This window comes from Mesorhizobium sp. CNPSo 4671 (assembly GCF_057784245.1).
In genome coordinates this window covers 431,131-450,480 of the sequence record NZ_JBWLUW010000003.1, presented here as the reverse complement: position 1 = coordinate 450,480, position 19,350 = coordinate 431,131, and the positions used below count along the sequence as shown (strand labels likewise).

Sequence of the window (19,350 nt, the reverse complement as noted above, 5' to 3'; positions counted from 1 at the left end):
TCGAAAACACTGCATTTGCACGATTCCATCCGACGGGTCAGCATCCTAGCCTCCGCAGGTCGGCAGGGTCTGGTCGCTTGGCAGGCCCTGGTCGATTCAGAGCACGGAGGGCCTCCATGACAAGGTTGTCTGTCTTGACCGCAATACTGGTGCTATCGGTGTCGGCGGGGCCATGCTTGTCCGAAGGCACCCAAACTAACGGCAAACTGATTTCCGAAGAAGCGGTGAAAGCTGCCAGCGCTGAACTGTATTCCGACATCCTCGTGCGAGCATGCAGGAACGGATGGCGGTATCCTCGCAGCTACGTCGAAAACGGATTCAGGCGCCACCTGGCAGAGCTGAAACTGCAGCTTGTCGATCAGGGTTACATTGTCGTACCCGACATGACCGCGAATGATCCGCAGGTCCAAACAACGATATCGGGGACCAAACGCCGTCTGGTTGGCTCGCGCCAATTCAGCTGTTCCCACCCATACTGGCGGGATGAATGACCTTGGGATTGGGTTTTAGCCCTAGCCCAGCGCTGGGAGTTGCCGTTGGACAATGCAGGATCGCGCCCTTGTTGTCGGCATGTACGGCGGTCTTGCCCGCCCTCGCAGGCCTGTTACCGGGGATTTTACCTTTTTGGAGATTTGGCGGGGCCAAACTGGCTCCCCATATCGCCTGTAGCATGTTGAAATATCAGCGGAAATTTGGTGGGTGCGCACAGGATTGAACTGTGGACCCGCTGATTAAGAGTCAGCTGCTCTACCAACTGAGCTACGCACCCACTCGGCCGGCAAAAACCGGCGTTGGCGGGCATATAGCCGCCACCATCGGTCATGTCTAGCCCTGCCGGAATCATTTCCCGACAAATCGACAAACCCTTTCCGCGATCAGACGAAAAGCTTGCCTTCCGCCACCTTGACCGCATGGCCGCCAATGCGCGCCGAGGCCAGTTTTCCGCCTTGCACGGTCAGTTCGAGACGGATGCGCGACGGCCGGCCCATCTCCAGCCCCTGCTCGATCCACAGCTGTGAAATGCCATCCGTCGGGCCGTCGAAATGCATGATGGCGCCGGCGAAGGCCGCCGCCGCCGAGCCGGTCGCCGGGTCTTCATAGGACGGCGTGCCGGGCACGATCATGCGGACATGGAAGGCGCTTTCGTGGTTCACGGTCTCGCGGCAATAGATGTAGGGGCTGGCGAAGGCCCATTCGCTCTTGCGCGGCGCCAGTTCCGACCACGCCTGGTTGTCCAGACGGATGCGGCCCGCCGCTTCGAGATTGGCGACCGGAATGGTCACATAGGGCACGCCCGCCGACCAGAACGCGACGTGGTGATTCTCGAAGCCGATCTCATGCGGCGCCAGGCCAAGGGCGGCACCGATCGCCTGCGGGTCGGCGGACAGTTCCAGCGGCTCCGGCAATTTGGCGAGATCGAACTCGGCGAAGGTGGCGCCATCATGCGTGCTGACGGCGCATCGCACCGGGCCGATGTTTTCTTCCAGCACGAAGATGCCGGCGCTGCCCTCGCCGGAGAGTTCCGCAAGCGCGATGGCCGAACCCACCGTCGGATGGCCGGCGAACGGCATTTCATAGTCGGGCGTGAAGATGCGGATGCGGTTTTTGTGCTTAGGATTGTCCGGCGGCAGCACAAAGACCGATTCGGACAGGTTGAATTCGCGCGCGATGGCCTGCATCGCGGCCGTGTCCAGACCTTTGCAATCCAACACCACCGCCAGCGGATTGCCAGCCAGTCGCTCGGTCGTAAACACATCGTAAAGTAAGTAATTCCGGGTTTGCATTCCTGCCTCAATCCCAACATGGGCGAAATTTAATTTGATATTTGAACCATCAAGCCTGATCTGTGAACAGATAGGGACATTGCGCATCATAGGGGTCCAGCGTGGACCAGATTGTCAATCTGCCAAAGACGGAATCGGATTCCGCCATCGAGACGGCGCTTGGGCTCGATAAGAACGGGCGGAGCAAGTCGCGCCGGCGTGGCTGGCTCTATGCGTTGCCGACCCTGCTCGTGCTTGCCGCCGGTCTTGGCCTCTATCAGTGGTATGCCGGCTCACCCGCCAAGATCGATTACACCACCGTGCCGGCCGCCAAGGCCGACCTCACCGTCCAGGTGTCGGCGACGGGCACGCTGCAGCCGCTCACCCAGGTCGATATTTCCAGCGAACTGTCCGGCATCATCCGCTCGGTCTCCGCCGAGGAGAACCAGCAGGTCAAGAAGGGCGACGTGCTGGCGACGCTCGATACGGTGAAACTCGAGGTCCAGATCGAACGCGCCGAGGCATCCGCCAAGGGCGCCGCTGCCAATGTCGAAGACGCCACGGTGACGCTTGCCGAGAACGAGAGCGCGCTGGTGCGCGCGGCGGCCTTGACAAAACGCGGCATGGCGACCGACCAGTCGCTCGAGGCGGCAACCGCGACCCGCGACCGCTCCAAGGCGGCGCTCGACAGTGCGCAAGCCAATCTCGCCATCGCCCAGGCCGACCTCAAGGCGCAGCAGACCGACCTTGCCAAGAGCACGATTTACGCGCCGATCGACGGCATCGTGTTGACGCGTTCGGTCGACCCCGGCCAGACGGTCGCCTCCTCACTGCAGGCGCCGGTGCTTTTCATCATCGCCGCGGATCTGCGGAACATGGAACTCGTGGCGGCTGTCGACGAAGCCGATATCGGCGCCGTCAAGCCAGGCCAGCATGCACGTTTCACCGTCGATGCCTTCCCCGACCGACCCTTCGACGCCGAAATCCGCGACATCTCCTATGCCTCGGTCACGACCGACGGCGTCGTCACCTACAATGCGCGGCTCGAGGTCGACAACAACGAGCTGTTGCTTCGCCCCGGCATGACCGCCACCGTTTCTGTCGTCACGAGGGAAGCGAAGGGCGTGCTCACCGTCCCCGCCAGCGCCTTCCGCTATCGTCCGGCGCAGCAGGCCGCACGGGGCTGGAGTTTTAGCGACCTGTTCACGGGCCGTATGGGTCGTCCGGGCGGCAATCGCCAGCGCCAGGCCGCGACCGCCCCCACCGATGGCTCGCGCACGCTCTATGTGCTGGAGAACGGCCGCCCGCATCCCGTCAACGTCAAGATCGGCTCGACCGATGGCGAACTGACCGAGATCACGTCGGGCCTGGAGGAAGGCGCGCAGGTCATCACCGCCTCGCAGCAGCGGAGCTGATTCCGTGGCCGCCGGCGCGCCTCTCATCACCTTTGACAAGGTCTGGAAAAGCTACGGCCAGGGCGAGGCCCGCGTGCACGCGCTGGCCGGCGTCGACCTTGCCATCAAGCGCGGCGAGTTCGTCGCCATCATGGGTCCGTCCGGTTCCGGCAAGTCGACGGCAATGAACATCATCGGCTGCCTCGACACGCCGACGGCTGGAACCTACTCCTTCATGGGTGTCGATGCCGGCCGGCTCGACCGCAACCGCCGCGCCATGCTGCGCAACCTCTATGTCGGCTTCGTTTTCCAAGGCTACAATCTGCTGGCGCGCACCACAGCCGCGGAGAACGTTGAACTGCCACTGATCTATCGCGGCGCGGCCAGCCGCGAGCGCCGCGACCTTGCCATGCAGGCGCTGGCCCAGGTCGGCCTTGTCGGCCGCGAGCACCACACGCCGGCCGAACTTTCCGGCGGCCAGCAGCAGCGCGTGGCGATCGCGCGCGCCATCGTCACTAGGCCGACGCTGCTCGTCGCCGACGAGCCGACCGGCAATCTCGACACCGCACGCACGCATGAGATCATGGAACTGCTGACCAAGCTCAACAAGGAACTCGGCCTGACCGTCACCATGGTCACGCACGAGGCCGACGTCGCCGACTATGCCGAGCGCACCATCCGCTTCCTCGACGGCCACGTCGCCTCGGACACCATGAAGGTGGAGCTGGCATGATCTGGGAAACCGTCCGCCTCTCGCTGCGCTCGATCCGCCGCAACGTGCTGCGCTCGTTCCTGACGCTGCTCGGCATCGTCATCGGCGTCGCCGCCGTCATCGCCATGCTGACCATCGGCTCCGGCACCACGCAAAAGGTCAAGGCCGACATCTCCAAGCTCGGCAGCAACCTGCTTGTCGTCCGGTCAGGCCGCCCGGCCGGTCCCGGCGGCCCGGGCGGGCTCGACCAGGTGGTGCGCCCGCTGGCTGAAAAGGACCTGGAAGCCCTGGTCGCGCATTTGACCGGCGCGCGCGCCATCTCGCCGGCCTCGCAAAAGCAGGTCCGCGTCATCTTCGGCACCGAGAGCCTGACCTCGGGTGTCACCGGCACCGACAGCGCCTATCTCGATGCGCGTGACTGGAAGCTGGTGTCCGGCCGGCCATTCAGTGATTCCGAGACCCGCTCGGGCACTGGCGTCTGCCTGATCGGCGAGACGGTGCGCCAGCAATTCTTCGGCGCCGGCGATCCCGAAGGCGAGATCATCCGCGTCAACCGCACCTCCTGCAAGATCATCGGCCTGCTCGAGCCCAAGGGCTATACCGGCTTCGGCCAGGACCAGGACAATGTCGTCTTGATGCCGCTGCACGCCTATCAGCGCCGCATCGCCGGCAACCGCGACATCGACAACATCTATATCGCCGCCGACGACAGCACGCCGACCAGCGAGTTGCAGCCGCGCGTCGAGGATATTTTGCGCGATGCGCGCCGCATCACGCCCGACCGCGAGAGCGATTTCGCCATCCGTGACATGACCCAGATCGCCGACGCCATGGCCAGCGCCACCACCACCATGACCGGCATGCTCGGCGCGGTCGCCGGCGTCAGCCTTTTGGTCGGCGGCATCGGCATCATGAACATCATGCTGGTCTCGGTCACCGAGCGCACCCGCGAGATCGGCATCAGGCTGGCCATCGGCGCCCACGAAAAACACATCCTCATCCAGTTCCTGGTCGAGGCGACGGTGCTGTCGCTGCTCGGTGGCATCATCGGCATCCTGATCGGCCTGGCGTTGGCCGGCCTAGCCTCGGCCACCCTGACCATACCCTTCGCGCCAAGCCCGGCCGTCATCCTGCTTGCAGTCGGCTTTTCGGCGCTGATCGGCATGGTATTCGGCTTCTTCCCGGCCCTGCGCGGCGCCAGGCTCGATCCGATCGACGCACTACGGCACGAATAGACTCGCGGTGGGATCGACCGTCAGGTTTCTTGCGACGGCACAACTCTGCGTGCCGGGCCAAAACCGAACGGCCAGCCAAGGTTCACGGCAAGCCCCGCCAGCAGGATCAGGATCAGTCCGGCGCCCTGCATGGCGCTTATCGAGCGGCCGAATACGAAAAAGTCCGAGAGCAAGGCGGCAACCGGATTGAGGAACGACCCAGCCGCGATGATCGTGATCGGCAGCTTGGGATAGGAGGAATAGAGCAAGATATACACGACGCCGGTGTGGATGACGCCAAGGCCGAGAAGCCAGCCCCACATGCCGTCGCCGCCGCCCTGGAGTGCGGCCAGATCAACGAAGGGCGCGAAAACGACGATGCCGATCAGGCAATGAATGGCGCTGAGAACGCTCGGCTTCACCGATTTGACGGCTCGCGTGGTCAAGGTGGTGGCGGCATAAAACAGTGACGCGACCAGCGCCAGGCCGACGCCCATCAGCCAATCGTGATCCGCCCGCATGACGCCGAGTTTCGGGATGATCGTCAGGACGAGGCCCAGAAAGGCGACGCAGATCCACCCCAGTTTGTCCCGCGACAGTCCCTCCTTGAGCAGCAACGCGCCTGCCAGCACGATCCAGAACGGCTGCAGGTGATAGATGATCGTCGCAAACCCGATCGACGTCAGGTTGAAGGCCTGGAACAGGGCCACCCAGTTCAGCACGAGGCAAATGCCGCTGACCACCACGAGCGGCCATAGCGCCCTCTGCGTGATGAAGAGGCTCTTCCATCCCTCCCGCAGGCAGGTCCATCCGATGAGGGCTATCGCACCGAAGACACAACGAAAAAAGATGACGTTGAGCGTTGGTTGGCCGGACTCGATGGAAAAGAGACCGGCCGTGCCGGATATGGCCATACCGGTGGAGAGCATGAGTGCCGCTCGCGCCAGCCCCGGTTTGACTTCCATTTCTGTTTCCACTCCTTGCGGAATTCATCCCGGCGGGGCCTCGTTCGCACATCAATTCGGAGCCAGCCAAATTCAGGAAGAGCCACTTGCAGAATGCCACTCGACCAGTCTCCAGATATGCGCGATGAAGAATCCTATCCGTCGAGGCTGAAGCAAGGACAGTGAGATGAGTCGCAAAGCCCGCCTATTGATCGTGTTCGTGATCATCGAGGCCGCCCTTGCAGGCATCTGGTGGTATCTCGCCCGTTACGGCATGGCCAATCCCGATCGCGTCACGTCAGATTTTCAGGCGGTCGTTGGCCAGACCATGGGAATGGCCATGGGTGGGTTGGTTGGTATTGGCTTCATCTTGTTATTCGTCGCTGCCCGCAATGATCGCAAGGCGCCGCAGGACAAGCTGCGCTAACCCTCGCCGGCGAAATGCCATTCGACCAGCGGCTTCATGTGCGGCGACAGTCCCATCGGCAGGTCGGCGGCATGGCGAATGATCACCGGCCCTTCGATTTCCGGATCGGTTTCGCTGGCGACGAAGGTTGAGATTCGCCGCGCGATCTCATCGGCCGGCGCGGGCTCATGATAGCGGCGGAAGATCACCGTACCGCTGTTCGTCGACAAGGCGTGGTAGCGTTCGCCCCGTTGGGCATCCGACAGGTCGAGGCCAGTCTCTTCGCGCACCTCGCGGATCATGTTGAAATCGACATCGACCAGACCGTCGCGGAAATCGACGGGCTCAAAGGAGCCCGCGGCGAAATAGACGCGGCCGGCATTGACCGTTCGCGGTCCCATGCGGATCGCCACCAGCGCATTGTCGCCCGCTACCAGCATGGCATGAGCATAGGCGTGCTCGGCCCCGGAATTCTCGCGCCGCTTCCGCCACAGCATGAAGGTGGAGTAGTTGACCGCATGACAGCGGCCAATCAGGCGGTTGTCGCGCCAGGCGAGTTGCGACAGCAGCACCACCGTGCCGTCAAACAGTGCCGGATTGGCCGCAATCTCGCGCTGCCAGTTCTCGGCGATCGCCTCTGCATTGTCCCTGGCAAAGGGATGCGGGCCGGGTTCGAGCCGGACGTCGACGGCATCGACAGGCAGGATGACATTGCGCGGCAGGTCGAAGCTCATCTGTATCAAGTCCCAATCCTGCTTATCGAGCCCCAATCTTGCCTATCGAACCATGTCCAGCGTGATCACCACCGGGCAATGGTCCGACGCTTTCGGCCGGTCCCAGCCGGCGCGCGGAAAACGTTCGACTTCCTGGCCCGCTGGAAAGATCGTGCGCCAAGGCTGGCCTTGGCGGATGATGTCTGGAACGGCAGTAGCATTCCTCGCTGCCAGTCCTTTGGACAGCAGGATATAGTCGAGTTGGCAGAGATGCCGCTCTTCAGGCCCGCGTGTGTGATAGAAGGTCCAGCGGTTCATTTCCGGGCGCCGCTCGACAACGTTCTCGCAGAAGCCGCCAGCCGTCAGCACGTTGATGCAGGACTGGTTCTCGTCGACCACCTCGAAACGATAGCCGTCGACGTCGTCGCCGGCGATCTTCACGCGTTGGCGATAATCGTTCATGTCGCCGCAGATCGCCCAGCGCTTGTCGGCGGCATGATCCGCACCGAAACGCTCCTCGATGATCCGGCGTACCGCTAGCGCCTCCGCTATGCGCACCGGCATCGTCGCCTCGCGCCCATCGAGCCCGTTGCGTGGCGGGCCCATCGACTTGAAATGCACGAGATAAAGCGTCAGCGGCACGCCGCCGACAGTGATGTCGACTTCCAGGCAGTCGCGCCGGAAAATACGTTCATTGGCCTGGTTGCCGAGCGCCGCCAGTTCCGGCGTGTGCAGCCCGAACTGCTCGTAGGTGACGTAGGCGTGGCTGGTCATGCGCACGAATTCGATCGGCTGGCCCTGCGCGGTCTCGTTGCGCATCATCACCGCGACATCGATACCGCGCGAATCATTGCCGGAGGTGGTGTATTTCTGGCGGTAGCCCTGCCCCACCATCTTGAACAGATAGCCATATTCGAAGGCCTTCAGCGCCTCGATATTGTCGACCTCCTGCATGCAGATGATGTCGGCCCGGGTGGCGGCGATCGCCAGCGCCGTCAGCTGGCGCGTGTCGTCGGATTGGGCGATGGCGCGGGCCTGCTCCAGCATCTTGTATTCGGCTTCGCTCTGGATATCGAAGAGCGCCAGCGTCCGGTCCTCGTTGAGCTGGTTGCGATAGCCGGAAAAATCGAACCTGTTCATCAGGTTCTCGACATTGAAGGTGGCAAGGCGCAGCGACATGCCCCGACCTTTGCCTGCAAGTGCCGGAGAAAACAAGATCGCAGGACCACAAGCCAAGATCGACTGGTCCTGGAGGCATTCGCGCCATGGTTGACGGAACCTTTCCGTTCATCCGCCGTTCAGACGCAAAGATCCACAGTAGGCCCATTCCCAGGGTAGGCGTGGGGCCTGTATCTCTTGGAGAGTGCAATGAATTCGCTCTTTTCTTCCACCATCAAGTCCGGGCTGATTGCGCTCGGCATTGTCTCCGGCATCACGGCACCGTCCGCCGCCGGACCGATCCTGCAGCCGGACCTGTCGATTCCGATCAGCACCGCCGCGCGGACCGCCACCCCGGTCCGCGACGACTGGGCGGGCAACAACCGGGAGTTCAACAACAACTGGAACAACGACTGGAGATGGCGCCGCCATGACGGGCGTCGCAACTGGAACCGCGGCAATTGGGACCGTGGCAACTGGAACGGCGGAAACGACTGGCGCTGGCGCCATGGCCGCCGCCATTATCACGGCGGCTATGATGATGGCGCAGCCGCAATCCTGGGCCTTGGCCTGGGGCTTGGGCTCGGCAGCATGTACAACAACTACAATAACTACGACTACTATGCGCCTCCGCCGCGCCGCTACTATCGCGCCGGGCGGCTTTCCAACGCCCATATGCAGTGGTGCTACAACCGCTACCGGTCGTATCGCGCCTGGGACAACACGTTCCAGCCCTATGGCGGTCCGCGGCAGCAATGCTGGTCACCCTATAGCTGAGTTCAGCTTGGGATGATCCGGAAAAAAACGGCGCCATGCCATATGGCGCCGTTTCTGTTTTTGATAGAGCTGACTCGCTCAGTTCTTGGCCTTGTCGACCAGCTTGTTCTTCGAGATCCACGGCATCATCGCGCGCAACTTCGCGCCGACTTCCTCGATCTGGTGGCTGTCGTTCATGCGGCGGATGCCCTTGAAGCGCGACAGGCCGGCGCGGTATTCCTGCATCCATTCCGACGTGAACTTGCCGGTCTGGATGTCCTTCAGCACGCGCTTCATCTCGGCCTTGGTCTCGGCGGTGATGATGCGCGGACCCGAGACATACTCGCCCCATTCGGCGGTGTTCGAGATCGAGTAGTTCATGTTGGCGATGCCGCCTTCATAGATCAGGTCGACGATCAGCTTGACCTCGTGCAGGCACTCGAAATAGGCCATTTCCGGCGCGTAGCCGGCTTCCACCAGCGTCTCGAAACCGGCGCGGATCAGTTCGACCAGGCCGCCGCAGAGCACGACCTGCTCGCCGAACAGATCGGTCTCGCATTCCTCGCGGAAATTGGTCTCGATGATGCCCGAACGGCCGCCGCCGACGCCGCAGGCGTAGGAGAGCGCCAGGTCGAGCGCATTGCCCGAGGCATCCTGGTTGACGGCAACCAGGCACGGAACGCCGCCGCCCTTCTGGTATTCGCCGCGCACCGTGTGGCCCGGGCCCTTCGGCGCGATCATGACCACGTCGACGGTCGACTTCGGCTCGATCAGGCCGAAATGCACGTTGAGGCCGTGCGCGAAGGCGATCGCCGCACCGTCGCGGATGTTCGGCGCGATCTCTGATCTGTAGATGTCGGCCTGCAGCTCGTCCGGCGTCGCCATCATCATCAGGTCGGCCCATTTGGCCGCGTCGGCCACGCTCATCACCTTGAGCCCGTCGGCCTCGACCTTCTTGGCGGTCGCCGAGCCGGCCTTGAGGCCGATGGCGATCTCCTTGGCGCCGGAATCCTTGAGGTTGAGCGCATGCGCCCGGCCCTGGCTGCCATAGCCGATGATAGCGACCTTCTTGCCCTTGATCAGGTTCAGATCGGCATCACGATCGTAATAGACGCGCATTTTACTTCCTTCCCGTTTCTAAGATCAGAGGCCCTGCGGCCCGGTTTTTGCTCCGAAAAGAGCGAGAAACTGCTGCGTCGCCCGGACGGCATCGCCGCCGATCGTCGCCTCAGTCAATTCCAGCCGGTCGCCGAGCAGCAGACGGATCTGCACGTCGCGGGCAACCAGCCCGAAAAATGTACGGAACGCCGTCTCGGCATCCGCAAATTCCAGAAGCCCGGCGTGGCGCCCGGCCTCGAGCACCGGCTTCAGCCGCTTGGCCAGCGCGAAGCGGCCATTCTCCAGCACGACGGCACCGAGATCATCCTTGCCCGATCCGGCATGCCCGACCGCCACCCGGTTGAGCGCGATCGAGGTATCGCTGGAGATCACCTTCAGCCAGTCGGACGCAAAGCGCTCCAGGCTTGCCGTCAGCGAGGCGAGGTCGAGCCCCTTGCCGTCGACGGGCGCCACACGCACCTTGGACGCCTGCCACTGCACGGTTGCCGTCAACAGCCCGTCGCGGTCGCCGAACCATTTGTAGAGTGTTTCCTTGGAGCAGCTCGCCCGCCGCGCCACGGCGGTCATGGTCAGCTGATCGCCCTCCTCGACCAGCAGCCGCAGCGCCGCATCCAGGACGGCCTTCTGCCGCTCCGTCAGCGCTTGGCTGTTGTCGATGTCGGCGTTTGCCAGCAACACGCTCTGTTCCCGTTCGAAGGTCGAGGCTGCGGACCACTCAACAGCCGTACCGTACGTTACGGTTCGGCATATTGCGCAATCCAACGATCGACGCAAGAGGGAAAAGTAGAAATATTCGCCTGCAAACAGCGACGGCGCGCAACAGCCAGACAGTGCTAGCCAGCCTCAATCGGCGGCGGGCGGATGGCGCATCCGGCCAAGCAGCGCCGACACCGTGTCCAACTCGTCCGGCGAGAGCCGGGCGCCAACCAGTTCGGCGATCGACTGTCCATAGACGGCCCACATCCGGCGACGCGTCTCACGCCCTTTGGCGGTGATACGAATGGTTTGGCCGCGGCCGTCTTCCGCCACCGGCAGCTTCTCCACCAACCCGTCGGCTTCGAGCCGGGCCAGCAGCCGCGAAATGTTGTACTGCGCAAACAGGGTCCGCTCGATCAATTGGAACGGCCGCAAGCCGCCCTCGCCCGCCTCGGCGAGCTCGTGCAGCACATCGTACCAGGCAAGCGGCGGCAGGCCGCCCTCATTCAGCGCGTCTTCGGCGCTCTCCACCAGCTGGCGCGACACGCGCATCAGGCGAGCCCAGGCCTTGATGGCTTCCGGCGAAGGCGTTGCTTTCTCTGTCATGACTCACCCTAGGCGATAGATGCAGATGCATCAAGCTTGACGATAAATGCAAATGCATCTATATAGATGCAATTGCATTAACTTCTGAAAGGCAAATCCGTGAAACACGAAATCTGCAAGGTTGCCGATATCCCGCAGGCGGGCAGCCTGATCGCGCCGTTCTTCGGCCGGGAGGTCCATGTCTGGCGCAGCGGCGAACGCATCCGCGCCGCAGCCAATGTCTGCCTGCATTTCGGCGGACCACTCGACTGCAAGGATGGCAGACTGGTCTGCCAATGGCACGGCGCCGCCTTCGACATGGCGTCAGGCGATCGCCTCGACGGTCCCGCGCCCAAGAATTCCCGCCTGATGTTCCTGTCGACGCGCGTCGAGAATGACGCGTTGAACTATGTCTGGGGAGAGTGAGATGACCGACAAACTCATCCTCGTCAGCCACCCTCTCTGCCCCTATGTCCAACGCGCCGCGATCTCGCTGACCGAGAAAGGCGTGCTGTTCGAGCGTGTCGACATCGACCTCGCCGACAAGCCTGTGTGGTTCAAGGCGATCTCGCCGCTCGGCAAGGTGCCGTTGCTGCGCGTCCAGCGAAATGGCGATGAAACGACAATCTTCGAATCCGCGGTCATCCTCGAATTCCTCGAGGAGACGCAGGTGAGCCCCCTCCATCCTGCCGACCCCTATGCCCGCGCACGGCACCGCGCCTGGATCGAATACGGCTCCGCCATCCTCAACGCCATCGGCCGGTTCTATTCAGCGCCGACCGAGGCCGGCTTCCTTGCCGAGTCCGGCGCGCTGGCGGCTATGTTTGGCCGCATCGAGGTTGAACTGGCGGAAGATGCCGACCGGAGCGGACCATGGTTCGCCGGCGACCGCTTCTCGCTGGTCGACGCGGTCTACGGCCCTGTCTTCAGATATCTCGACACCTTCGACAAGATCGGCGATTTCGGCATCCTGGATGGCAAGCCGCATGTCCAGGCCTGGCGGCAGGCGTTGCGTAATCGTCCGTCGATCAGGCACGCGGTGGCCGCGGACTATCCGCAGCGCCTGCACGCGTTCCTGCAAGCGAAGGGATCATTTCTGTCGAGCCTCATTCGCCGAAACGATCAAGCCGAACCATTTGCGTTCGCACTATCGGCTTGAAGCACTTATCGCGAGCCTCAGTTCTCGAACATGACAAAGGCGGCCCAGACCCTTGGATCCTGGGCGCCTGATATCTTGCCGTCGCGGGCATCGTGGCGTGTCTGGCGCAGCGCTTCCGGATAGGTCTGTCCGGCGGCAAGATGACGATAGAACCCGACCATGAAGGCGGCGGTTCCGGCGTCGTCCACCGGCCACAGCGTCAAAAGCGAGCGTTTGGCGCCGGCAATGTCGATTGCCGTCGGCAGGCCGCGCAAGCCGCCAACAAATGTCTCCTGGCCACGGGCTGTCTCGCAGGCGGACAGGACAAGCAGATCAAGGCCCGACAGATCCCAGTTCATCAGCTCCATGCCATAGAGCCGGCCGTCCTCATCGTCACGTTTCATCGACTGCCGGTCTCCCGACTGCGACAGCACGACCTGGCTCTGCCAAAGCGCATTCATGGCCCCCACGCCACCCTCTTTCTCGTCGCGATAGGCGCCGTGAGTGGCCAGATGCGCGACCGTCGCCTGCTCCATATCCTTGCGCAGCGTCCTCTCGCTGGCCGCCGTTCCGGTGAGCATTTCGACCGAATAGTCATCGGCACGCAGGATCGAGGCGATGGCGTCAACCTCCTTGGCTGTGCCCGGCAGCGGCTCCGCCCCTTTTTCCGAACCGCGCGCATAGTCCAGCCCGCCGGCCAGCAAGGCTTTGCCCGTCTTGGGAAAACTCTGGTCGATGCCGGCAGTCACCAGCGATTCCGGCCGCGTCAGCATGCGCACGACGAAACGGTCGTCGAGCGACGCGCCCTTGTCGTCCTGCAGCAAGGGGAATGGCACCGAAAACAGTTTGCCGTCCGGCACCACGAAAAGCGTGTCGGTGCCACCAAGCGACGGCTCCAGCGGCGCGATCAGACCGGCATAAAGCCCGGTAAACGTGGTGTTCAGATCGATCAAGGTCACGGCGCCCCGTTCCTGCGCGGAACGCGTCGACCTCAGACCTGCCATGCGTGTTTCGCGAGCGGCCGGGATAAGCCGGCGCGGATCGCCGAGGTCATAGAGAGACGGCTGCTGGTCCTTGCGGGTAACGATGGCATAGAGGCGCTCGTCTTCCAGCGGATCGGCGCTCTCCCGATCCGCCCGCCACTTCCGGGTGATGAAGTAGTCGATCAGCGCCTCGTTCGGCTTCAGCAGGGTGCCGGCAGAGGGTAGCGGCTTGTCCACCAAGCTCCGGCTGAAACTGTATTTGGCCATGACTCTGGCGGTGGCCTTTTGGTATGCCGCCTCAACCTGCTCCGGCTGCACCGCCCCGGGATCGTCGGAACTGTCACCGCTGGAGGCCGCCTCCTGATAGGCCAGGGACAGCCGGATTCCGGTCTGGATCAAATTCCGTGTCTCAGTATCGTCCGGATCGATCAAGCGAAACAGTCTGCGCATCAGATCGCGTTTCTCATTTTCAAGCGTCGGCCAGCGGCGCACGGCTTCAGCAAACGCCGGCACCACCGAAGCATTGTCTTTTGCGAGGCGCGCATAGTCGTACAGCATGTCGTCGGCAAGGGCCCGACTGGCCTCGGCCACGATTGGGTTGCCGGCCGTACTTACCTGGAACCAATTCCAGCGCAGCATATCATCGTCGAGAGCAGCGAAATCGGCGGCGGCCGCCGCCGGACTCCTCTTGGCCTTGAGATTGGCCATCGCCTGGCGCGCGGCAAAGGCCAGCGGGTGCACCACCCCATATGTCGCTTCGGCGATGCTTTGGGCTCGCCCAAGCTGGCTCATGCTGTTTTCCGTGTCGCCGACTGCGATGAAATGCGTGGCGAGCAGGTTGGCGATCCTGATTGCCAGTATTTCAGGATAGCTTGGGTCAGTGGTCAATTGCTGCAACCGTGCGAGCGTCGGGTCATCGAGCCGCTGTGTACCGGAGAGCACCCTTGTGTAGAGCAGCCAGGCATCGGCTTGTTCGACCAGATTGCCTTCCTGCTTGAGAACGACGGCAATGTCGCGGTCCTGCTGGAAGTGGCGCAGGGCCTCGTCGTATTTGCCAAGGTCGAGATAGTCCTGCGCCGTGTTGTTGGCGCTGACCAAAACGTTGAAGTGGTTTGGACCGTAGTAGCCGATCCGCTTCTCCAGCACGGCCAGATCGTACTGCAAGGCACGTGTCGGAGCCCCCATCTGGCGCAGCATGTCGGCCAGATTGTTCTGCAGCTTCCAGATGAAACGATCATCGGTACCGGTTACCTGCTCGGCCAACTTCAGATTGCGCTGCTCAATGTTGATGGCTGAAGCGATTTGACCGAATGCAGCGACCCCGGTCGCCAACACATCGTTGGCGTACAGGATTTCCTGGGATTCTTTGCCATGGTAACGGGCGTATAGATTGGTGGCTGTCGCGCACATGGAAACGAAGCCCTTATAGTCCTTCTCGGCCTGCTTCAGCATTGCGTAATTGAGATAGAAGTCGGCCCGCTTCTCGACATCCTGTTGCATCGCCCTGGTTTTCAGGCCTTCGGCAAAAATCTCCTCGGCATAGTCAAGGATCTGGTTGTTCAGGAACGTCGCGCCGGCGTTCGAGTAACTCTCCACGGTGAATTCGTAGAGGTCGCTTCTGGCGGCATCGAGCAGCGTTGCGCGCAATTGCGCATAGCCTTGATCGAAACGTCCGGCGTCCATCATCAGCTTGTAGGCCGCGTCGATGCGGGCCTTTAGCACCTCTTCAGTGTCAGCCGCTCCCTGCTGGCTAGCCTGGCCTGGCATCTGGGCTTGCGCCCGAGGGAAAGGCAACGCCACAACCAGCATCAACAGGAACGATGCAACGATGCGCATCAAATGTTGCGATTTTCGCGCTCTGAACATGAAGTGCATGCGAACCGGCCTGGGCGAAAACTATTATGCGTACGTATCATGACCCGGATTTTGTCCGAAATCCCACCGCGCCTCCCTCAGCCCTGCCCGCCTGAACGGATCAATCACCGTGCCGGCGACCATTGAGGCGAGAAACCGTGGCGCCGGTGGGATCTTTGCGATGGTCGCCACCAGCCTGTCGCGGATGAAGGGCAGCGCCACCGAATCCGACTGGTAGAATGGCGTGAACGCCAGTGACAGTGCCTGGAAGACACGCACATGCCAGCGCCGTGCCTTGGCATAGGTTTCGAGCGCTGCCTCGATGCTCTGCGTGCGCGCCAGCGCATGGCTGAGCGCCGCTGCGTCAAGCAGCGCCATGTTGGCTCCTTGTCCAAGCTGCGGGCTGGTCGAATGCGCCGCGTCGCCGATGACGGCCAATCTGCGGCCGGCGGGAAACTTCATCGTGTGATGGCCGTAGCGGGCCAGCGACAGCTGGTCGAAACTGTCGACCTGGCTGGTATACGCCTCGCTCTGCGGCCACAGCCCCACCACCCGCTCCTTCCAGGCATCGAGGCCACGCTCGCGCACCGCATCGGCATCGGCCGGTTTCAGGCTCCAGAAGAAGGCCGCCATCTTTTCGGCGCCCGGCTCCGGCCGGCCGATCGGCAGCACACCGATCATCACGCTGGCCTTGTCGTAGCGCTGCAACAGCGCGTGCCCGTCAAAGCCTTCGCCGCGCCAGCCGAGTGACGCCCAGAACGCGCCATAGGTCAGAGGGCGCGGCGCGCCTGCAGCGCCAACGCATTGCCGCAGTTTCGAGCGCGAACCGCTGGCGTCGACGACCAGATCGAACGGCCCTGCTCTTCGTCCATTGCCGCAGATCAGCGTCGCCCGTTCGCCGGCCTCCGCCGCCTCGATCTCGACGCCGGTCTCGATGGCGATGGCCTCGCGCCGGGCGGCGCGAAAGAGCACGCCGAACAGGGCCGCCCGGTGCACCGCCAGGCCGAAACGGCGGCCGCGCTGAGCGTCGTAGCGAACGTCGAGCACCGTGCGCCCGGTCGAGGCATCGGCGCCATGGAGGCGATCGATGCGGGCGCCGAGCACCAGTATGTCATCGAGCAGGCCTAGATCGGCCAGAACCGTCAAGCCGGTCGGCTGCAGGATCAGCCCGGAGCCGACCGGCTTCGGCTCCTCGAAGCGCTCGAAGATGGTGACCCTGTGCCCTGCGCGCTTTAGATAGAGCGCCATGGCCAGCCCCGCCGGACCGGCGCCTGCAATTGCGATATCGTAGGAAATGCCGATGCCCCCAGCCGAACCGGCCGGGACAATCCTTCAGGCGCCTGATGAAATCAAGTCGCCGCGCCGAACACTGCCGGGCCGCTCAAGCCTGTGTCGCGTCGAAGCCGGCGCGTGCCTCGCGCACGGCATCGTGATTGAGTTCGGCCCATTGCAGCAGATGCTGCAGGGCGCCGAACATCGAGCGCCCGAGATCAGTCAGACTGTATTCGACGCTCGGCGGCTTGGTCGGGAACACTTCGCGGTGCACATAGCCGTCGCGCTGCAGATCGTAGAGCGTCTGGGTCAGCATGCGCTGCGAGATGTCGGGCACCAGCCGCCGCAATTCGCCGAAGCGATAGGGCTGCTCGGCCAGCGCCGCCATCAACAACGAGCTCCATTTGCCATTGAGCCCCTGGATGACCTCGCGAACCGGGCAATCGGCAAGGTTTCCGCCGCCGGTCATCGCTTTGTAGACGTCGAGTTTGGATCTCAGATTGACAATCCGGCTGTCCATGGCTGGTTCCCTGCGTGTGCCTACCTCCCCAAAAACTGCCTTCTTTACGGCACCGGGTCAATTCCTATTTTAGTGCTGGTCTCTTTATGAGACTACCACTCGAACCGCCGTGCTGGCGCAAAATCAGGACCTCCCCATGACCGAAACCCTCCTTGTCACCGGCGCTTCCGGCCAGCTTGGCCGCGCCGTCATCCGCCATCTGCTGGACGCTCGGAAAGTCGCGCCGGCAAGCATCATCGCCACCACGCGCGACCCCGAAAACCTCGCCGACCTGGCGGCACTTGGCGTCACCGTCAGGGCGGCCGACTTCAACGATCCGGCTTCGCTGGAGAAGGCGTTTGCCGGCGCCGACCGCGTGCTGATCGTCTCGACCGGCGATCTCGATCTCAAAACCGGCAGGCGTCTGAAGCAGCATGAGGCGGCCGTGGCGGCTGCGAAGAAAGCAGGCGTTTCGCATCTGCTCTACACGTCGATGCCCAATCCGGAGCCGGTTTCGCCGGTGCTGTTCGCCGGCGACCATTACGGCACCGAGCAGGCGATCAAGGCGAGCGGCATCCCTTACACCATCTTCCGCAATGGCTGGTATCAGGAGAACCTGTTCCTGGCGCTGCCGCACGCCATTGCATCCGGCAAGTGGTACTCCTCGGCCGGCGATGGCCGCATCGCCCACGGCGCCCGCGACGACATGGCCGCTGCGATCGCGGCAGGCCTCGCATCCGGCACAAAGGAGAGCAATATCTATACTCTGACCGGCCCGCACGCCTACACCACGAGCGAGATCGCCACGCTGGTGACGGAAGTCACCGGCAAGCCGCTGGAGGTCATCCAGTTGCCGGATGAGGCGCTGACCGAAGGCGTCAAGGCGGCGGGCCTTCCCGAAGACTTCGCCCGCATCATCGTTTCCTTCGACGCCAACACACGGTCCGGACGCATCGCCATGGTGACAGACGCGGTCGAAACGCTTTCCGGTAGGAAGCCCCAGACGCTGAAGCAGTTCCTCGAGGCCAACAAGGCCGCACTGGCTGGTTGAAACCCGCGTGGCGGGAGGCTTGCTCCCTCCCGCCACGCTACTTCTTGAGCAGGCCGAGCCGGACCAGGCTCTCACCGGTGGCGGCCAGCGCGTCCTCGCGCGAGCGTGGCGCCCAGCCCAGCATGCGTACGGCCTTGGCATTGGTGGCATTCTTGACCTTGCCCAGTTCCGTCACCAGTTGCGCGGCTTCCGGGTTGAACAATCCGACGATCCGCACCAGCCAATCGGGAAGCTCCCGCGTCTTGACGCGCGCCGCCGCATCGCCGAGCCGCCTTTTCAAGGTCTGCGCGATTTCCCGCACGGTCATGAAATCACCCGATACCGCCAGGAAGCGCTCGCCGCTGGCGGCCGGGTTGGTCATGGCGCGCACATGCAGGTCGGCCACGTCACGTGCGTCGACCACGCCGAAGGACAGGCGCGGCAGCCCCGGCATGGCGCCGTTCATCATGCGCTGGACAAATTCGGTGGAGGTCGAATGGTCCGACCCGAGCACCGGTCCGAAAATGCCGACCGGATTGACGACCGCCAGTTCCAACCTGCCGCCCTCGGCGGCGATAAAATCCCAAGCCGCACGCTCGGCAAGCGTCTTCGACTTCACATAGGCGCTGACCTTGGCCGTCGGATCGGTCCTGCTCTCCTCGGTGAACGGCCCGGGCGGCATCTTGCCGTAGCCGATGGCCGCGAAGGACGAGGTCAGCACGACGCGTTTGACGCCAGCGTCCCGCGCCGCCCGCAGCACCCGCAATGCACCCTCACGAGCCGGGATGATCAGGTCATCCTCGTGCTTCGGCACGCCGGGCGGAAATGGCGAGGCGACATGGAGCACATAGTCACAGCCGGCGACCGCTTGCGGCCAGCCTGCGTCGGTCATGAGGTCGGCGATGGCAAAGGACAGCCGGTCGCCCGGCTCGGCGCCGCCGACCTTCAGCATGGCCAGGACATCGGCTTGCCGCCTGCCGGAGCGCAACGTCGTGCGCACGCGGTAGCCCGCCTTCAGCAGGGCAAGGACACAGTGTGCGCCAAGGAAACCCGATCCGCCGGTGACAAGCACCGATTCGCCGCTCATACCCGCCTCCGCACCCCTTCAGGTAAA

The 19,350-nt window shown here is 63.2% G+C and carries 20 protein-coding genes and 1 tRNA gene; 9 read left to right on the top strand and 12 right to left on the bottom strand.

The annotated features are described in order from the left end of the window. Positions 1-176: 176 nt before the first annotated feature. The gene (locus AC04SF_RS10350) at positions 177-491 is read left to right on the top strand and encodes a hypothetical protein (RefSeq protein ID WP_488477706.1); all 315 of its coding nucleotides are present in this window, start codon (positions 177-179) and stop codon (positions 489-491) included. Positions 492-693: 202 nt separating this feature from the next. Here AC04SF_RS10350 and AC04SF_RS10345 read toward each other — a convergent pair. After that, positions 694-769, bottom strand: a tRNA-Lys gene (locus tag AC04SF_RS10345). Between the two features lie 106 nt (positions 770-875). Next, entirely contained in the window at positions 876-1,784 is a 909-nt protein-coding gene (locus tag AC04SF_RS10340) for a PhzF family phenazine biosynthesis protein (RefSeq protein ID WP_488477705.1), read from the bottom strand. Positions 1,785-1,885: 101 nt separating this feature from the next. Here AC04SF_RS10340 and AC04SF_RS10335 point away from each other — a divergent pair, with 101 nt between their 5' ends. The 3 genes from AC04SF_RS10335 to AC04SF_RS10325 are packed head-to-tail and all read left to right on the top strand — an operon-like array spanning position 1,886 to position 5,104. Then, positions 1,886-3,178: an efflux RND transporter periplasmic adaptor subunit gene (locus AC04SF_RS10335; RefSeq protein ID WP_488477704.1), complete on the top strand. Its 1,293-nt coding sequence runs from the start codon at positions 1,886-1,888 to the stop codon at positions 3,176-3,178. Positions 3,179-3,182: 4 nt separating this feature from the next. Then, positions 3,183-3,890, top strand: a complete 708-nt coding sequence (locus AC04SF_RS10330) for an ABC transporter ATP-binding protein (RefSeq protein WP_488477703.1) — start codon at positions 3,183-3,185, stop codon at positions 3,888-3,890. Beyond that, on the top strand, positions 3,887-5,104 hold the full coding sequence (locus AC04SF_RS10325) for an ABC transporter permease (protein ID WP_488477702.1): 1,218 nt from the start codon (positions 3,887-3,889) through the stop codon (positions 5,102-5,104). The genes AC04SF_RS10330 and AC04SF_RS10325 overlap by 4 nt, the downstream gene beginning before the upstream one ends. Positions 5,105-5,124: 20 nt before the next feature. On the opposite strand, the gene AC04SF_RS10320 is transcribed toward AC04SF_RS10325, so the two are convergent. Further along, the gene (locus tag AC04SF_RS10320; protein WP_488477701.1) at positions 5,125-6,048 is read right to left on the bottom strand and encodes a DMT family transporter; all 924 of its coding nucleotides are present in this window, start codon (positions 6,046-6,048) and stop codon (positions 5,125-5,127) included. A 166-nt stretch (positions 6,049-6,214) separates the two neighbouring features. On the opposite strand from AC04SF_RS10320, the gene AC04SF_RS10315 reads away from it, so the two are divergent. Then, positions 6,215-6,454, top strand: a complete 240-nt coding sequence (locus AC04SF_RS10315) for a hypothetical protein (RefSeq protein WP_488477700.1) — start codon at positions 6,215-6,217, stop codon at positions 6,452-6,454. Here AC04SF_RS10315 and AC04SF_RS10310 read toward each other — a convergent pair. Both AC04SF_RS10310 and AC04SF_RS10305 read right to left on the bottom strand, forming a co-directional pair. Further along, positions 6,451-7,167: a hypothetical protein gene (locus AC04SF_RS10310; RefSeq protein WP_488477982.1), complete on the bottom strand. Its 717-nt coding sequence runs from the start codon at positions 7,165-7,167 to the stop codon at positions 6,451-6,453. The genes AC04SF_RS10315 and AC04SF_RS10310 overlap by 4 nt on opposite strands. Before the next feature lie 42 nt (positions 7,168-7,209). Beyond that, positions 7,210-8,325, bottom strand: a complete 1,116-nt coding sequence (locus AC04SF_RS10305) for an endonuclease/exonuclease/phosphatase family protein (protein ID WP_488477699.1) — start codon at positions 8,323-8,325, stop codon at positions 7,210-7,212. 189 nt (positions 8,326-8,514) lie between these two features. On the opposite strand from AC04SF_RS10305, the gene AC04SF_RS10300 reads away from it, so the two are divergent. After that, entirely contained in the window at positions 8,515-9,081 is a 567-nt protein-coding gene (locus AC04SF_RS10300) for a BA14K family protein (RefSeq protein ID WP_488477698.1), read from the top strand. 78 nt (positions 9,082-9,159) lie between these two features. On the opposite strand, the gene ilvC is transcribed toward AC04SF_RS10300, so the two are convergent. From ilvC to AC04SF_RS10285, 3 genes are all read right to left on the bottom strand, one after another. Then, the gene (ilvC, locus tag AC04SF_RS10295; protein WP_488477697.1) at positions 9,160-10,179 is read right to left on the bottom strand and encodes a ketol-acid reductoisomerase; all 1,020 of its coding nucleotides are present in this window, start codon (positions 10,177-10,179) and stop codon (positions 9,160-9,162) included. A gap of 24 nt (positions 10,180-10,203) precedes the next feature. Continuing rightward, positions 10,204-10,857, bottom strand: a complete 654-nt coding sequence (locus AC04SF_RS10290; RefSeq protein WP_488477696.1) for a TetR/AcrR family transcriptional regulator — start codon at positions 10,855-10,857, stop codon at positions 10,204-10,206. Positions 10,858-11,022: 165 nt separating this feature from the next. After that, positions 11,023-11,481 (bottom strand): MarR family winged helix-turn-helix transcriptional regulator, encoded by a 459-nt coding sequence (locus AC04SF_RS10285; RefSeq protein WP_488477695.1) that lies wholly within the window; start codon positions 11,479-11,481, stop codon positions 11,023-11,025. Positions 11,482-11,580: 99 nt separating this feature from the next. Between AC04SF_RS10285 and AC04SF_RS10280 the strand changes: the two genes are divergently transcribed. Then, positions 11,581-11,886 carry a Rieske (2Fe-2S) protein gene (locus AC04SF_RS10280; RefSeq protein ID WP_488477694.1) on the top strand — a complete coding sequence of 102 codons (306 nt, stop codon included), beginning with the start codon at positions 11,581-11,583 and terminating at the stop codon, positions 11,884-11,886. 1 nt (position 11,887) lies between these two features. Then, on the top strand, positions 11,888-12,619 hold the full coding sequence (locus tag AC04SF_RS10275; RefSeq protein ID WP_488477693.1) for a glutathione S-transferase family protein: 732 nt from the start codon (positions 11,888-11,890) through the stop codon (positions 12,617-12,619). Between the two features lie 17 nt (positions 12,620-12,636). Here the strand turns inward: AC04SF_RS10275 and AC04SF_RS10270 are convergent, their stop codons facing one another. The 3 genes from AC04SF_RS10270 to AC04SF_RS10260 all read right to left on the bottom strand — a co-directional run bounded on the left by AC04SF_RS10270 (position 12,637) and on the right by AC04SF_RS10260 (position 17,227). Then, the gene (locus AC04SF_RS10270; RefSeq protein WP_488477692.1) at positions 12,637-15,417 is read right to left on the bottom strand and encodes a CHAT domain-containing protein; all 2,781 of its coding nucleotides are present in this window, start codon (positions 15,415-15,417) and stop codon (positions 12,637-12,639) included. Between the two features lie 63 nt (positions 15,418-15,480). Next, positions 15,481-16,683: an FAD-dependent oxidoreductase gene (locus AC04SF_RS10265; protein ID WP_488477691.1), complete on the bottom strand. Its 1,203-nt coding sequence runs from the start codon at positions 16,681-16,683 to the stop codon at positions 15,481-15,483. Between the two features lie 133 nt (positions 16,684-16,816). Continuing rightward, the gene (locus AC04SF_RS10260; protein ID WP_095202259.1) at positions 16,817-17,227 is read right to left on the bottom strand and encodes a winged helix-turn-helix transcriptional regulator; all 411 of its coding nucleotides are present in this window, start codon (positions 17,225-17,227) and stop codon (positions 16,817-16,819) included. Positions 17,228-17,363: 136 nt separating this feature from the next. On the opposite strand from AC04SF_RS10260, the gene AC04SF_RS10255 reads away from it, so the two are divergent. After that, positions 17,364-18,257 carry an SDR family oxidoreductase gene (locus AC04SF_RS10255; protein WP_488477690.1) on the top strand — a complete coding sequence of 298 codons (894 nt, stop codon included), beginning with the start codon at positions 17,364-17,366 and terminating at the stop codon, positions 18,255-18,257. 37 nt (positions 18,258-18,294) lie between these two features. Here the strand turns inward: AC04SF_RS10255 and AC04SF_RS10250 are convergent, their stop codons facing one another. Continuing rightward, positions 18,295-19,323: an SDR family oxidoreductase gene (locus AC04SF_RS10250; protein WP_488477689.1), complete on the bottom strand. Its 1,029-nt coding sequence runs from the start codon at positions 19,321-19,323 to the stop codon at positions 18,295-18,297. Positions 19,324-19,350: the final 27 nt, after the last annotated feature.